Annotated in this window: 15 protein-coding genes; all 15 read left to right on the top strand. The window is 45.7% G+C overall.

Features of this window, described 5'->3' with window-relative positions; translation table 11 throughout:
• Positions 1–108 precede the first annotated feature (108 nt).
• Positions 109–1,389, top strand: a complete 1,281-nt coding sequence (locus tag BC351_RS06910) for an L-cysteine desulfidase family protein (protein WP_079410003.1) — start codon at positions 109–111, stop codon at positions 1,387–1,389.
• Complete coding sequence (locus tag BC351_RS42085) at positions 1,382–1,588, top strand: alpha-L-rhamnosidase C-terminal domain-containing protein (protein ID WP_279628312.1); 207 nt, start codon at positions 1,382–1,384, stop codon at positions 1,586–1,588. Before BC351_RS06910 ends, BC351_RS42085 begins: the two co-directional genes overlap by 8 nt.
• Before the next feature lie 188 nt (positions 1,589–1,776).
• Positions 1,777–1,974 (top strand): hypothetical protein, encoded by a 198-nt coding sequence (locus BC351_RS41415; RefSeq protein WP_144028306.1) that lies wholly within the window; start codon positions 1,777–1,779, stop codon positions 1,972–1,974.
• Between the two features lie 71 nt (positions 1,975–2,045).
• On the top strand, positions 2,046–2,222 hold the full coding sequence (locus BC351_RS42080; protein ID WP_158082002.1) for a hypothetical protein: 177 nt from the start codon (positions 2,046–2,048) through the stop codon (positions 2,220–2,222).
• Positions 2,223–2,237: 15 nt separating this feature from the next.
• A complete protein-coding gene (locus BC351_RS43840; RefSeq protein ID WP_079410001.1) occupies positions 2,238–2,525 on the top strand; it encodes an RICIN domain-containing protein in 288 nt (95 codons plus the stop codon).
• A gap of 787 nt (positions 2,526–3,312) precedes the next feature.
• Positions 3,313–4,104: a helix-turn-helix domain-containing protein gene (locus BC351_RS06900; protein ID WP_079409999.1), complete on the top strand. Its 792-nt coding sequence runs from the start codon at positions 3,313–3,315 to the stop codon at positions 4,102–4,104.
• A gap of 118 nt (positions 4,105–4,222) precedes the next feature.
• The gene (locus tag BC351_RS06895; protein ID WP_079409997.1) at positions 4,223–5,119 is read left to right on the top strand and encodes a phytanoyl-CoA dioxygenase family protein; all 897 of its coding nucleotides are present in this window, start codon (positions 4,223–4,225) and stop codon (positions 5,117–5,119) included.
• Between the two features lie 20 nt (positions 5,120–5,139).
• Complete coding sequence (locus BC351_RS06890; protein ID WP_079409996.1) at positions 5,140–5,949, top strand: sugar phosphate isomerase/epimerase family protein; 810 nt, start codon at positions 5,140–5,142, stop codon at positions 5,947–5,949.
• 637 nt (positions 5,950–6,586) lie between these two features.
• A complete protein-coding gene (locus tag BC351_RS06880) occupies positions 6,587–8,236 on the top strand; it encodes a response regulator (protein WP_079409994.1) in 1,650 nt (549 codons plus the stop codon).
• Positions 8,208–9,977, top strand: coding sequence for a cache domain-containing sensor histidine kinase (locus BC351_RS06875; RefSeq protein WP_144028305.1), 1,770 nt, complete (start codon positions 8,208–8,210; stop codon positions 9,975–9,977). Before BC351_RS06880 ends, BC351_RS06875 begins: the two co-directional genes overlap by 29 nt.
• 8 nt (positions 9,978–9,985) lie before the next feature.
• Complete coding sequence (locus BC351_RS06870) at positions 9,986–10,969, top strand: substrate-binding domain-containing protein (RefSeq protein WP_079409992.1); 984 nt, start codon at positions 9,986–9,988, stop codon at positions 10,967–10,969.
• Between the two features lie 129 nt (positions 10,970–11,098).
• Positions 11,099–12,136 carry a sugar ABC transporter substrate-binding protein gene (locus tag BC351_RS06865; RefSeq protein ID WP_158082001.1) on the top strand — a complete coding sequence of 346 codons (1,038 nt, stop codon included), beginning with the start codon at positions 11,099–11,101 and terminating at the stop codon, positions 12,134–12,136.
• Positions 12,137–12,234: 98 nt separating this feature from the next.
• Complete coding sequence (locus tag BC351_RS06860; protein ID WP_079409990.1) at positions 12,235–13,764, top strand: sugar ABC transporter ATP-binding protein; 1,530 nt, start codon at positions 12,235–12,237, stop codon at positions 13,762–13,764.
• Entirely contained in the window at positions 13,754–14,749 is a 996-nt protein-coding gene (locus BC351_RS06855; protein ID WP_079409989.1) for an ABC transporter permease, read from the top strand. The genes BC351_RS06860 and BC351_RS06855 overlap by 11 nt, the downstream gene beginning before the upstream one ends.
• 72 nt (positions 14,750–14,821) lie before the next feature.
• Positions 14,822–15,145: an L-rhamnose mutarotase gene (locus BC351_RS06850; RefSeq protein WP_079409988.1), complete on the top strand. Its 324-nt coding sequence runs from the start codon at positions 14,822–14,824 to the stop codon at positions 15,143–15,145.
• Positions 15,146–15,150 lie beyond the last annotated feature (5 nt).

The raw sequence follows: 15,150 nt of genomic DNA, 5'->3' as shown, positions 1-15,150 counted from the left end.
CAAATTAATTAATGACGTTAATTAGTTGTATTGATTGCTCCAATTATAGTATATTTTAATCATCATTCGGAGGTCCTTGGTACCTGTCGGTGTTAAAGGAGGTACAGCATGGACACACATCCATTCATTCAGATCTTGAGAAGCGAACTCGTTGTCGCTCTTGGCTGCACAGAGCCGGTGGCAATAGCGCTTGCTGCGGCCAAGGCAAGAACTTATATGCCAGGGCACATTGACAAAATTACGGTGAAAGCCAGCGCTGGGATTATCAAAAATGCACTTGCCGTCGGCATACCTGGAACGAAGCTGACAGGGATCGATTTAGCTGCAGCATTAGGAGCTATTGCCGGGCAAGCGGAGAAACAGCTTGAAGTCCTCGCAGGTATTAAATCAGAAGATATAACTACGGCTCAAACCATGGTTGAGCAAGGCGTATCTGTTTTCCAGCTTGCGGACACAACAAAGAAGTTATACATTGAGGTCATTGTCGAATCCGAACAAAGATATGCCAAGGTTGTTATTACAGATAATCATACGAATATTACGCTGATCGAAGTCGACGGGCAGGTTGTCGATACAGGGGGCTGCGCTAATGCCAGCTTCAAGAGTTCCAAAGAGGATCGGAACGAGCTAACGATAGACACAATTGTGGATTTCGTGAATACTGTCAATCATGATGATCTACACTTGGTCAAACAAAGTATTGAACTGAACCACAAAGCAGGTTTAGACGGTTTGGCGCATGCCTATGGGCTTGAAGTTGGGAAGACGATTAAGGAAAATGTGGCAATAGGAATATTATCCGACGACCTGACTTCGCATGCCATGGCTCTTGCAGCCGCCGGATCGGATGCCCGTATGGCTGGATCCAGCATGCCAGTCATGGCGAATTCCGGCAGCGGCAATCAGGGCATTGCAGCGACGAACCCTGTTATCGCGGCAGCTGAGAAGCTAGGCTCATCGGAGGAACAACTCATTCGTGCCGTTGCTTTAAGCCATTTGGTCACGATTCATATCAAATCCAAGTTCGGCCGATTATCCGCATTATGCGGAGTTACGGTATCCGCCACGGGAGCAAGCTGCGGCATTGCCTATTTGCTTGGCGGCGGAAAGAAGGAGATTAAAGCAGCCATCCAGAACATGCTTGGGAATGTGACGGGCATGATGTGTGATGGAGCCAAAGGCGGCTGCGCGATGAAAGTAGCAACCTGTACGAGCGCTGCGGTGCAATCTGCGCTTCTCGCTTCCAAAGGGATGTCCATTTCATCGACGAATGGCTTTATTGAAGAAGACGCCGAGAAGACCATTGATAACTTTTGCCGGATTGGGAATGAAGCAACTTCGGAAATTGACAAGCTTGTTCTTGAAATGATGATGAACAAAAATAGGTAGTCATGGCGATTTAAGCTGGGCCAGTGGAACGGTGCCCCTGCCGCTAGGCGGGTGCATCGAAGTCGCTTGGAAAGCTGAGAACGGGGAGATCGCCTCGCTCGTTGTTACAGCTCCCGAGAATACGGAACTCGATATTCGGGTTGCAGCGGCGTGCAGCATCGACATAAGACGGGTGAGCCGACTACCGGAACATGGCTGAGCCGTCTAGTTGAATCAAACGAAGGATAAGGATTTTACACGAAAGACCGCACGCGAGCGATTTGCTCGGTGCGGTTATTTTTGTCATGAAGCAGTTCAAGAAGTGGACAGGAGTAACGCCATCCGAATTCCGTGAAAGCCAAAAGGCAGAACGGAAGAAACCGATAGACGATACTAGGCTGTAATTTTTTGGAAAATCATACAAGGCTGCCGAGAATTTCGGCAGCCTTGTTTAGTTGTGTTATCGGCATGCCAGAAACCGATTTAAAAGGCCGCAATCTGAGTTTAGGGATGCGGGCTTTTCAAATCCATGATCATTGTTGTCATGCTAGTAAGGAATACCCTGAAAATATCAATGAAAAAAGTAATCCATCTAGTGAAGGGTGAAATTGGGAATAATTCCAAATAAAAGATTTTAAAAAAGTTTAAGAAATTAAATTAAAAAGGAGTGTATTTTCTTGAAACGATTACTAAGTAGGTTCGGGTTGATAGCGATTTTGGCACTAGTGTTAGTTGTATCTGTATCGTCACCCGCAGTAACTCCAAAGACGTACGCTTCTGGAACGCCGGTTACTTTGAAACTTATAAATGTACACAGCTTAAAAGCGCTGTCAGTCAGCGGATCGGATAAATAAGCGGACGGTGCGCTTATCCAACAATACACGAATCTAGAAAATAATGATCAAAAGTGGTATCTCGAAGATTTAGGGAACGGATATTATAATATCCGAAACGCAGCTAGCGGAGATTTATTGGATGTCAACGGAGCGTCTACATCCGATGGGGCCCCAATATTATTCAATGGCAGAGCAATAACGGGTGGAACCAACAGTGGCAAGCTATTAGATATGTCAGGAGCATCGACATCCGACCTTGGGCAGGCCATTCAATGGTATGATAATGGCGGCGCAAATCAGCGCTGGTTCTTTTTGTCATAACGAATGATGATCTCCGTGACTATTAGCGTATAGTTTCTCTTATTAAGTGACTGTCCCATAAGTAGATAAACCTACTTGAGGGACAGCTTTTTTGTTTTTTGATTGGGATTCGGAGAGGCTCGATCGTGCCTATACCAAACTTGTTTTTACTATTCGATTACCGGCAGCTCGGATGGTACATTGTAACCTGACATAAACTGGCTGTTCTGGCCGTTCTGCGTGTGATCTTCTTTCATGCGTATGAATATGGCTGTCCGGATCTATTTCACTATTGCTGTTACGAGTTCTGAGAATTTCTTGATGAACCTTCTACTTTCTCTGAGTGCTAGCTCCAGTTGCTTTCTCTAAACCTGCAATTATGCATCTTTTTTGCATCTGGAATAGCCTCAACTGTTAAATTCCTGCGATTGTGCAGGCTTTTGAGGCTTTTTCTGGATTTACGGCTGAAAAAGATAAAATGCCTGCACAATTGCAGGCATTTCCACTTTTTAACCGAATTCGCCGGGGAATTCCTGTATTTTCGCAGGCTTTTACACTCGGGTGAACTGAACTGAACTGATCTGATCTGAAAGCCCCTTCATTCCACATGAAAGTAATCAACCGACGCTTACCTACTAAAATTCAACTTATGGGACAGCCTCTTAGAAGTATCCAAATATATGCTCCCCTGGACTTGACATTAATTGCATCTAAATTCATTCTATAGTCAACAGCAAATGTATAACATTCATATTTATTCAATTAAGCTTATATGTTACTTGAATTGCTAACCTAAGGGGAGTTGCCGATGCATCAACCGCTGCAAATCCGAAGCTTTATCGGGACACATGACAAGAATTGGGAAGATTCTTCCTTCTTTCGTCACGATAGCTTGGAGATTACCGTTATTTTGGAAGGGCGCGGAATGTTCCGGTATCAGGATCGTCAGTTTGACGTTGACACGGGACAAGTGGTGCTGATTCCCTCTGACTTCCCTCATTCCTTCCATGCGGTAACAGCCATTCGTTTCGGTGTCTTGCTGATGGAGGGGCTGCCCAAGGGAACGAGGGCTTGGTTTGATAAGCTGATTACGGGCAATGTCCCGAGAATCATTTCATTATCACGATTGGACGGGGAACAGTACGAGCTGCTTTTTCGCCAGTGGCTGCGGATTTATTCCGCCCCTTTGAAAGAACGGGAAGAAAATTATTTGACGTGGATTCAAGTGTTGTCGCTATTCATTTATGAGCATTCGCAGCCGGAACAGCAAGCTCTTTCCATCACGCATGCAGCCGATTACATTCGGCAAAACCTGCAAAGAGGCATACAGATTTCCGACCTGGCTCAAGTAGCGGGCCTTTCGGAAGAAGGATTTCGCAAACAATTCCATAAGGTGTACGGAATGACGCCCAAACGGTATCAGCAGATGTGTAAGTTGGCCGAAGCCAAATGGCTTCTGAGCTCGTCAGACAAGGACATGCAGACGATTTCGGAACTTATTGGTTTCTCTGGGCTGCATGCTTTTTCTGGATGGTTTAAAAAGCTCGAGGGGCAATCCCCGACGGAGTGGAAAAAATTACAGCGGATGTATCATCACTAATTCTCATCAAGCCTGTTTTTGAGTAAATTCTGTTTGTTTTTGGCTAACGACTTTCAGGTTCCCTTCCATTATGCTTTAAGTATGCACCAACTACTGATAACGGAAGGGGACATGAAACATGAATGTGCAAATTGGACAACGATATTTGGAAATGGGAGGGCCTTATCTGACTGAACTAAGGAGCTCCAACGATATTATGAAGGATACGGAAGCGTTAAGGGAACGGCTTGCGGAAGACGGATATTTGCTGATCCGCGGTTTACACGATAGAAATCAAGTGCTTTCTGCGAGAATGGAATTTCTGCAAAGCATGCAGGAGATGGGAAGGCTAGACCCTGCTGCTCCGCTCGAGGAAGGTGTAATCGGCGGAGAAAATAAGGGCGCTATGTGGGGGAAGAGCGCTGACGAACTGAAGGATTCGTTTCCACAGTTTCTTAACGTAGTAAACAGCTCCTCGGTCATGGATTTTTTCGAACGTCTGTTAGGGGGGCCTGCCCTGACCTATGATTATAAATGGCCACGTGCTGTCGGTCATGGTGGAAATACTGGAGCACATTATGATATCGTTTACATGGGGAGGGGGACCAAAAACGTATATACGATGTGGACGCCTTTTGGGGACACTTCGCTTGAATTGGGAACGTTAGCTTTATGTCTCGGTTCGCAGCATTTTGACAAAATTAAGCAAACTTATGGAGAGATGGACGTAGACCGCGATAACGTGGCAACTGGTTGGTTTTCTGAAGATCCAGTCGAAATCGTCGATACGTTCGGCGGCCAATGGGCGACTACAACCTTCGAGGCCGGAGATGCGATTATATTCGGCATGTATATGATGCACGCTTCATTAAACAATACGACGAACCGTTACCGACTTAGTGCGGATACGCGTTATCAGCTTGCGGCGGAGCCCACGGACGAAAGATGGATGGGCAGCAAGCCAAAGGGGCATTACGCCTGGGGCAAGACGCCGCCCAAAACAGTTGATCAAGCACGCAAAGAATGGGGCGTCTAACAAATTGGAGGAATGCGAACATGCAATTGAAAATGATTAAAGCGTTGTGGGGCATGGAAGGATCTTTGGAGGCACAATTCGAGCGGATTTCTAAAGCCGGTTACAAAGGTGTAGAATCTCCCTTGCCAGCGCCTGAACATGCAGCTAAATTTCGGGAATTGCTGAACGAGTATCAATTGGATTACATTGCAATGGTATTCTCACATGCAGATAACCATGCGGGTTCTTTTGAGCAAAGTGTAGAGCAAGCGGCCCTGTTCAATCCGATCCTGATCAACTCGCACAGCGCGAAGGACTCGATGCCTTGGAGCGAGCAAATCGATTTCTTTACAAAAGCATTAGCCATCGAACAGCGGATAGGCCTTCCGATTGGACATGAGACACACCGGGGACGCGCCATGTTTACCCCTTGGGGGACGGCTGAGCTGTTGAAGGAACTGCCCGATCTGCGCTTGACGGCTGATTTCAGTCATTGGTGCTGTGTGTGCGAATCACTCCTTGAGGATCAAGCAGCGAATCTTGCCGTTGTCATGGAACGGGTCATTCATATCCATGGCCGCATCGGTTATGCGCAAGGGCCTCAGGTGCCAGACCCCGCCGCTCCGGAATACGCTCAAGAGCTTCAAACCCATGAGGGCTGGTGGCGGCAAATCGCCGAGCAGCATAGGTCTAAAGGCCGGGCCGAAATCACCTTTACACCGGAATTCGGCCCGCCGGGCTATATGCATACGCTGCCTTTTACAAACCAGCCTGTCGCTGATCTGTGGGATGTTTGTCTGTGGATGGCGAATCATATGACCAAGAGGCAGGAAGAATGGTTCTCCAATTAATGGTCTAGCGAGATACATTCTAAGTCAATATAATTTAAGCGAAAAGCCAATGTCCTTCTTATTTAAGGAGATTAGCTTTTTGAATTTTAAAAAGTAAATTTGCTGCGTGTGCGTGCGAGCATAGATATTGATGTCTCCGAATGGCTATACAATAGATAAGCTAGGAACATTTATTTATAACGCAATCTTTATTCCTTCCATTTCAAGTTATGTGGTTAGTCAGTTTCCGCTCGACTTTTTCTTTGGCGATATTCAAAGGAGTTTTCCCGTAGACCAGGTTCGCACGGAAATAACTTCTGGCCTCTGGCAGGCATCCGATGAACTGAAAGTAGGGTGGGTGTCATTGCTTCAGGAGATCGGACGAACCTGGTATATGCGCAAGAGGTATTTTATAGTGAAAAATATCTTTATTTATATTCAATATTTTTACTTCTCCTTTGGATCCCCCCCCCCACACATTATGATCGCAATAGCATCATGAACTTTAATCCCTGAAGCCACCCATTAGTACGAAATGCTGCCAAGTGCACATAAAGCCTACACCATTGAACTTCAGTATGTGGCCATTTAACGTCAGTTTTCTGTTTTGCTGAATTAGTTTAATCTGCTGATATCGCTTACAAATTGGGGTGTGTACATGTACAAAATCATAGTCGCTGACGATGAAAAAGTCATTCGCGAAGGGATGAGAGATCATATTCAATGGAGTGAGCTGGGCTATGATTTGATCGCCATCTGTGAAAACGGCCTCACAGCCAGAGAAGCTTTGGAAAGCTATCAACCTGATGTTCTACTCACCGATATCTACATGCCCTTTGTCGACGGACTCGAGCTGGCTGAATTTGCTGTTACGCACCATTCGAGAACGAAAGTAATCATTTTGACCGGACATGATGATTTTGAGTATGCCCAACAAGCAATTAAATTCAAAGTGCATGACTATTTGTTAAAACCGATTCTGCCTGAAATGTTGCACGAGATTCTGGGGCGTTTAAAAAAAGACCTGGATAAAGACAGGGAGAACCTAGAAAATTGGAACAAAATAAACGAACAATTGCAAGTAAGTCTCCCACTATTGAGGATGAGATTTTTGGATCAATGGGTGTCGGGAGATTTAACCGAGAAGAAAATTGCCGAGAAAATGAAGTATTTCGACATTAGCCTGCCCGGCGACTATCTATGCGCCGCCGTCATTGATCTGGATGATACGGAGGAAATCCAAGCCCATTATCCAGAGACTGACAATGAATTATTATTTTTTGCCATACAAAACATCTGTGAAGATATTTCCAAAGCATGTAGCAAACATCCTGTCGTATTCAACAACCACTTGGGACAAGTTGTCATCCTGTTTTCAGGAGAAGAGAAGCTATCCCTTGCCGAGATGGTTGAGCAAGCCAGCGGCATGATTCTGCAATCCGTCAAACATTATTTGAAGCTGTCTGTTTCGGCAGGCATCGGCCTTCCGTGCGCAGGCTTGAAGGAGCTTCATGCATCTTACCGGGGTGCGTTGTCCGCCCTCGATTTCCGCTATCTGCTAGGAGGCAACCAAGTTATTCCTATTCAGGATATGGCGCAAAAAGAAAATCTATCCGCTTACAATGCCAAGAGGCTAAGCACTCAGTTGGCCAAGGCGCTAAAGACAGGAAATTCGGCTGACATGCATGCCATCATCCATTTGTTTTTCGAGGAACTACTCTCAGGGAATATCCCGATGAAAGAATGCTGCATGCACATCCAGATTTTGCTGTTCGCAGTGATAGATGTTTGGCAAGAATTGCACATTTCTGAGGGTCAAATACTAGAAAAAAATATATTTACCGAAATATTTGAAATGAAGACGCTGCAAGAAGCGAAGCATTGGCTAATAGATGTGTTTGAAAATACAATGGCATTCATCGTGCAGAGACGAATGGATACCGGGAATTTGCTTGCCAATAAAGCGAAACAATTTATTTTGGATAATTTATCGGATCCTGGCTTAACTTCCCCGATGGTCTGCAAGCATTTGTCGATTAGCACCAGTTACTTTTGCGTTATTTTTAAAAATTATACAAACATGACGTTTATTGAATTTTTGACGCTATGCAGAATCAATAAGGCCAAAGAATTGCTTTGGCAAACCTCGCTCAAAACATACGAAATTGCCGAGCTTGCGGGGTACAAGGATGCTCACTATTTTAGCGTTGCATTTCGCAAGTCGACAGGGTTGTCGCCGACCCAATTTCGCGAATCCAGAAATCGAGGGAATGATGACGATGAATTGGAAGAACAAGTGGGGAATTAAAACCATTCAAACGGATTTAATGGCAAGCTTTCTTGCTCTGATCGTATTCACGATTTCCATCATTGGCCTGCTCTCCTATAAACTCGCCTTTGACGCCGTAGAATCCAATGCAAGAGAAAATACACAGCAAATTGTCAATCAGGTAGATCGCAATATTGAATATTATATTGCATATATGCAAAGTATTGCTGACGTGGCATTGATGAATACGGACATTACGGAATATTTAATGAAGTTGGATTTTCACACCGAATCCGTGTTGAACGAGTATAAACAAAGAATTATAAATCAATTTAATCATGTGTTGAATGCGCGGGGAGATATCTCCTCCATTATCATATTTGGAAATGAAGGCCGCAATGTGATGAACCGATCTAATGTTCTGAATCCTTTTGTGGACCCCAAGCAGCAGGGATGGTATCAAGATGCCCTTCGCGCAGAGGGTAAGTCGATTATTTCCGCCGCTCATGTTCAGACGATTCTGAAAGATGAATATAACTGGGTCGTTTCGTTAAGCCGCAAGCTGACAAGCACGGACGGTAAAAATACGTTTCTCGGCGTGCTTCTCGTCGATTTGAACTATAAGGTCATTACCGATATATGCAATGGCGTGCAACTGGGGAGGCGGGGGTATGTATTTATCGTCGACCGAAACGGCCGTATCGTATACCATCCACAGCAGCAATTAATATATAACAAGCTCAAGACAGAGAATATCCCCCTCGTTCTGCAAATGGATAATGGAAGCGTTTCCGTGCGCGATCATGGAGAAGGCAAGATGTATTCGGTCACGTCATCGAAGGATACTGGTTGGAAAATCGTGGGGGTTAGCTATCTGGATGAAATGGTACATAATCGCAAGGAAATCCAGTTGACGTATTTCTTTGGCGGAGCTGGCTGCCTGCTCATTGCCTTGTTCATCTCCCTCTTCTTGTCCAGAAGAATCGCTAAACCGATTAAACAATTGGAGGCATCGATGAAAAACGTGCAAAAAGGGAACTTCGATACGGTTGTCGATATTCGCGAAGCGAATGAAATCGGCGCCCTAAGTCGAGCGTTCAACCGAATGACTTATGAAATACAAGAATTGCTCAAACAAAATACACTTGTGCAGGAAATGAAAAGAAAAAGCGAGCTTCAGGCTTTGCAAGCGCAAATTAATCCTCATTTTTTGTACAACACGTTGGATTCCATTATTTGGATGGCTGAAGGTAAGAAGATGGTAGAAGTCATCACAATGACGTACTCGCTGTCCAAGCTGTTTCGGTTAAGTATCAGCAAAGGTACGGATATCACGCCGCTCGCGGATGAGATCGAGCATATTCGCAGCTACCTGAACATTCAGAAGATCCGATACGGTGATCATTTGGATTTCGAAATTGATATCGATCCGGATTTGCATATGTTCAAGGTATTAAAAGTGATGCTTCAACCGATTGTCGAAAATGCCATATATCACGGGATTAAAAACAAGCAGGAAAAAGGGAAGATTATGATTCATGGATTCAGGGATGAAGCCCGCTTGCTGTTGCAAATTTCCGATAACGGAGTCGGCATGAGCTCGGAACAGCTGGATAACGTGTTTAAAAATAAGGAACGCGCTTCCAAAGGCGGCGGCATCGGTGTGAGGAATGTGGACGAACGGATCAAATTGTACTACGGCAATTCTTATGGATTGCACATTGAGAGTGAATATGATGTAGGCACGACGGTGTATATGACTTTGCCGATCATAGAGTGAGGTGCAACATGGCAGGGAAAAATCTGATCCGTCTGACGTTGGCGCTCGTGTTGGCCGTTATCTTAGGCTACGGGCTGTTTATGCTGAGCAATTTGTCCGACTCCCGCCCTCAATCGGTTATCGTTGTGCTGAAAAACAAGCAGATAACAGCGCAGTTTTGGCGGGTCGTGACGGCGGGCATTCATGCCGCAGCAGAGGAATACAAGCTGAATGTGACACTTACAGGCGGAAGCGGCGAATCCGATGTGGACGGACAAATTCAGGCCATCGAAGAGGCGATTCGCCAGAAGCCGGATGCCATTGTACTCGCAGCCGCCGATTACGATCGGCTTGTTGCGGTTGGCGAGAAAATCAAGAAGAGCGGCATTGCATTGATACTGATCGATTCCGGGATTCGCAGCAATGTGGCTGATAGTCTTATTACCACGAATAATGCCGCTGCAGGAACTCGGGCCGGCCAATTGCTCCACCATTTGCTTGAGCCGGAGTCATCTGTTGCCGTTATCTCTTATGTAAGAGGTTCGCAATCCGCAATCGACAGAGAAAGCGGCGTCATAAGCGGATTGCAAGCGCTGAATAGGGAAAGGCGTACGGAAACGTTCTACTGCGACGATGATCAAGAGAAGGCGAGGCAAACCGTTGCGGACTTGCTGCGAACTCACCGCGATATCGGAGGAATCGTGGGATTGAACGAAGTATCGTCTCTCGGAGCCGCGCAGGCGATAGACGAATTGGGATTAAACGGTAAAGTGAAATTGGTCGGATTCGATAATTCTTATGAAGAGGTGGCATTTTTGCAAAAAGGAACGATCCAGCATATGATCGTGCAGATGCCATTCAAGATCGGTTATTTAGGTATTCAAGCTGCTTCGGATGTTCTAAATGGGAAGAAAATTCCGCCTTTCATCGATACAGGTTCAGCCGCTATTTCCAAAGATAATATTGATAAAGATGAAAACCAGCAAATTTTGTTCCCTTTTTTGCAGGAGTAGATGCGGAAAAATATTTAAGCACAATAAAATATGAACTAAAATGAAGAAAATCTTCTATTATCAAAAATTGGCATGCCCTTTATAGTAAGAATTGTTCAGAAAAACAGATTCTTAGGAGGGTACGAGACAATGAGAAAAAATTTAACTAAAGGGAAAGTAAGCGCTGTCTTGCTTACGGCCATTCTGGCGACAGTTGCGCTAACAGGTTGCGGAGGCGGGGCGAAACCTGCAGAAGGCAACGCTGCATCGCCGACAAGTCCGCAAGCTGCGGCAACGGCAAGCGCCAAGAGCGATAAAGTGACAATCGGTTACGCAACGAAGTCTTCGACGTCCCCTTTCTGGGTGACTTTAAATGAAGGCGCCAAAAAAGCGGCTCAAGATTTGGGCGCAGAATTGATTATGCTTGGACCGCCTAAAGAAAACGATATTACGGGCCAGCTTCAAGTCATCGAAGATTTGGTGAATCGCAAAGTGAACGGTCTTATCGTTGCGGCAACGGATTCCGTGGGAGTAGCCCCTGTTGTCAAAAAAGCAAGGGATCAAAAAATTCCCGTTATTGCTGTAGATACCTCTATTTCCGGTGCGGAAGTCGACAGTTTTGTAGCGACAGACAACATCAAAGCTGCCGAACAAGCCGCTGAATTTCTAGGCAACAAATTAGGCGGCAAAGGAAATATTGTACTATTAAACGGAGCTATTTCCCAAGGGACAGGGAAGGAGCGCTACGAAGGATTTAAAAACTATCTGGAAAAAAATTATCCGAATATGAAAATTGTGCTGGCCAAAGATTGCAACTGGGAAAGTGAGAAAGCGTTGCAGGCCATGGAGGATGCGCTCCATGCAAATCCGCAAATCGATGCCGTGTTTGGCGGATGGGACGGCGCTCTGCTTGCGGCGCATACGGCGCTGAAAGACGCCAGCAAGCTGGACAAAACGTTGATCGTAGGATTTGACGCTTACCCGCAAGCTTTGAAGTTCGTGAAAGAAGGGAGCTTTGCTGCGGATGTCGCCCAAGCTCCTTACAAAATGGGATATGAAGCCGTTAAGACGGCTGTCAGCGCAGCGAAAGGGCAATCTATCGACAAACGCATCGATACTGGAACATTGCTGGTCAAGCCGGATAATGTAGATCAATATATCAAGGATAATGGCATTAAGCTCCCGTAACTTTCGTCAATTTGTAAAATTTAGCATAGGGTGGCTGCATTATTCAAGCTTCCACCCTGCTCATCAGAACGATAAGCCATGTAAGAGGGTGAGGAAATATGGATAGCGGTCAATCTTCCGAGTTCAATTTAGAAATGAAAGGCATTACCAAAAGGTTTCCTGGCGTACTCGCCCTACATCAAGCGCAATTGCAGCTTAGAAGAGGCGAAGTTCATGTACTGCTTGGTGAGAATGGCGCCGGCAAGTCGACGTTGATCAAGATTTTATCCGGCGCTTACACGCAGGACGAAGGAACAATCCGCCTGGATGGTGTTGAGACTGAGATCAAGGGGCCGATACACGCTCAGGAATTAGGCATTAGCGTAGTCTACCAAGAATTTAATTTAATACCTGATCTGGATGCGGGAAAAAACATATTTCTTGGCAAAGAGCCGATGAAAGGTCGTGTCATCAAAAGGATCGACTACGCCAAAATGTATGAAGATAGCTGCAAAGCCTTGGAACAGGTCGGAGCTAACATCGATCCCCAAATACCCGTTCATCGATTGGGGATAGCCTCCCAGCAAATGGTGGAGATTGCAAAGGCGATTACTTCCAATGCGAAAATATTGGTTCTTGACGAGCCATCGGCTGTGCTTACGCACGAAGAAATCAATAAACTGTTTGCGATTATTCGTTATTTAACCTCACAGGGCGTTGCTGTCGTTTATATTTCACACCGATTGGAAGAAATCAATCAAATTGGCGATCGAATAACGGTCATGAGGGATGGAGAGTACGTAGCTACGGTTGATGTAGAGAAAGGAAATCTGGATACCGATTACCTCATTCAACTTATGGTCGGACGAAACCTGAAAGACAAATTTCCCAAGCGCGCTTCGGCTCCTGGGCGGCCATTATTGCAAGTGGATAATATGACGCGCAAAGGCGTATTCGAAAACATAAGCTTTTCTCTGGCAGCCGGCGAAGTTCTGGGCGTCGCGGGATTGGTAGGAGCAGGACGAACGGAGATCGCTAAAGCTATTTTTGGTGTTGATAGTATTGACCAAGGGAATATTTATGTAGACGGTCAGAAAGTAAACATTCGTACCCCTCGGGATGCCATTCGTCTCGGAATCGGATTAGCTCCGGAGGACAGGAAAATGGAAGGTTTGGTCCAAATACTTTCCGTTGAGGAGAATATCAATCTTGCCAGTCTCGATCAGGTATCAAATTCCGGTGTTATGCGAAAGGGAAAGATAAGAGAGATCGCAGAGCATTTTGTCGGCAGTTTAAAAGTGTCAACGCCCCATATCAAACAGCAGGTCATGAATTTAAGCGGAGGCAACCAGCAAAAAGTCGTTTTGGCCAAATGGATGGCTTCTAAAACCAAAATTATGATTTTGGATGAACCGACACGCGGGATTGATGTCGGAGCTAAGGTCGAAGTATACCATTTAATGAATCGTTTAGCGAAAGAAGGGGTTGGCATCCTCCTGATTTCCTCGGAACTGCCGGAATTGATTGCGATGTGCGACCGCATCATCGTCATCAGTGAAGGCAAACTGGCAGCTGAGCTTTCGAAGGAAGAAGCTACACAAGAACATATTTTGCATTACGCGGCTGGAGGTATGAACCATGCAGGCTAAGCTTGTCCATGAGAAAGCGCAAAGGTTCGATAGAGGGACAGCGGTATCCCGATTTCGCGCTAATTATTCGACGCAAATCAATGCTTTTATTGCTCTAGTGGTTTTAATGATCGTGCTTAGTTTTATTGCTCCCTCTTTTTTGACTTCCAAAAACTTGCTGACCGTTCTGCTTCAGTCCTCTCTAAACAGCATCGTCGCCGTTGGGATGACGTTTATCATTATCTCCGGGGGGATCGACCTTTCGGTAGGCGCAATCGTGGCCTTATCCGCCGCAGTAATGGGTGAATTGGTGGTGAACCAGGGCGTGAATCCGTATATCGGCTTGCTCATTCCCTTAGTCATCGGAGTAGCTGTGGGATGGATTCACGGGGTGGTCATTACCAAATTTAATATTAATCCGTTTATTGTTACCTTAGGCGCCATGACGATTTGGCGGGGAGCAGCGCTTGTATTTGTACAGGGGAGGACGATTTACGGTCTTCCGGACGCTATTACATGGCTGGGTCAAGGATATGTCGGACCGATTCCGGTGGCCGTGCTTTTAACCGCCGTCGTTTATCTGGTTGCCTGGTTTCTGCTAACCCGGACGAAGATAGGTATGTATACATATTCCATTGGCGGCAATGAGAAAGCTTCCAGGCTCTCGGGAATTCATACTGATCGCGCGAAAATTTTTATTTATGCGTTTGGTGGTCTGTTGTGTGGGTTGACCGGAATCATCGTCGCCGGAAGAATCAACGGGACTTCTGCCTTAGTCGGCAACGGGTATGAGTTGGACGCCATTGCCGCTGTAGTGATCGGCGGCACTTCGCTGGCGGGCGGCAGGGGCGTCATCTGGGGAACGCTCATCGGAGCGATCATCATGGGCGTCATCCGCAATGGTTTAAATCTGCTCAACGTTTCTCCTTATTATCAATTAATTATCATCGGAATTGTCATTGTTGCGGCTGTAGGTCTGGACAGTTTGAAACAGAAGAAGGACTAGAGGATTTTGAAGCTTAATCCCAGCATCTGGATGCTAGGATTAAGCTCTTAAGGAAGGAGGTGAAAGAGAGCCATGATCAGACGCGGATCGGTTATTAAAGTTAAAACGGAGTGCCTCAAAGAATATGTGCGACTTCATGCGAATCCATGGGAGGCTGTCAATCAAAAGATTAAGGAATGCAACATTCAAAACTATTCCATTTACTACAAAGATGGCTTTTTATTTAGTTATTATGAATATACAGGCAATGATTTTGTTGCGGATATGATGAAGATGGCAGAAGACCCAGCGACGCAGGGATGGTGGAAGCTGACAGATCCTTGTCAAGAACCGCTGGTTACAAGAAGAGAGGGGGAATGGTGGGCTTCTATGGAGGAAGTTTTTCATTTGGATTAGCAAAA

The organism is Paenibacillus ferrarius (assembly GCF_002027705.1).
GTDB lineage: Bacteria > Bacillota > Bacilli > Paenibacillales > NBRC-103111 > Paenibacillus_E > Paenibacillus_E ferrarius.
The sequence above is the reverse complement of the archived record's forward strand: the minus strand, read 5'-3'. Positions and strand labels throughout refer to the sequence as shown.

Coding starts and splice junctions, on each gene's coding strand:
- BC351_RS06910 (WP_079410003.1), top strand. CDS start 109: ATGGACACACATCCATTCATTCAGATCTTGAGAAGCGAACTCGTTGTC.
- BC351_RS06900 (WP_079409999.1), top strand. CDS start 3,313: ATGCATCAACCGCTGCAAATCCGAAGCTTTATCGGGACACATGACAAG.
- BC351_RS06895 (WP_079409997.1), top strand. CDS start 4,223: ATGAATGTGCAAATTGGACAACGATATTTGGAAATGGGAGGGCCTTAT.
- BC351_RS06890 (WP_079409996.1), top strand. CDS start 5,140: ATGCAATTGAAAATGATTAAAGCGTTGTGGGGCATGGAAGGATCTTTG.
- BC351_RS06880 (WP_079409994.1), top strand. CDS start 6,587: ATGTACAAAATCATAGTCGCTGACGATGAAAAAGTCATTCGCGAAGGG.
- BC351_RS06875 (WP_144028305.1), top strand. CDS start 8,208: ATGAATTGGAAGAACAAGTGGGGAATTAAAACCATTCAAACGGATTTA.
- BC351_RS06870 (WP_079409992.1), top strand. CDS start 9,986: ATGGCAGGGAAAAATCTGATCCGTCTGACGTTGGCGCTCGTGTTGGCC.
- BC351_RS06865 (WP_158082001.1), top strand. CDS start 11,099: ATGAGAAAAAATTTAACTAAAGGGAAAGTAAGCGCTGTCTTGCTTACG.
- BC351_RS06860 (WP_079409990.1), top strand. CDS start 12,235: ATGGATAGCGGTCAATCTTCCGAGTTCAATTTAGAAATGAAAGGCATT.
- BC351_RS06855 (WP_079409989.1), top strand. CDS start 13,754: ATGCAGGCTAAGCTTGTCCATGAGAAAGCGCAAAGGTTCGATAGAGGG.
- BC351_RS06850 (WP_079409988.1), top strand. CDS start 14,822: ATGATCAGACGCGGATCGGTTATTAAAGTTAAAACGGAGTGCCTCAAA.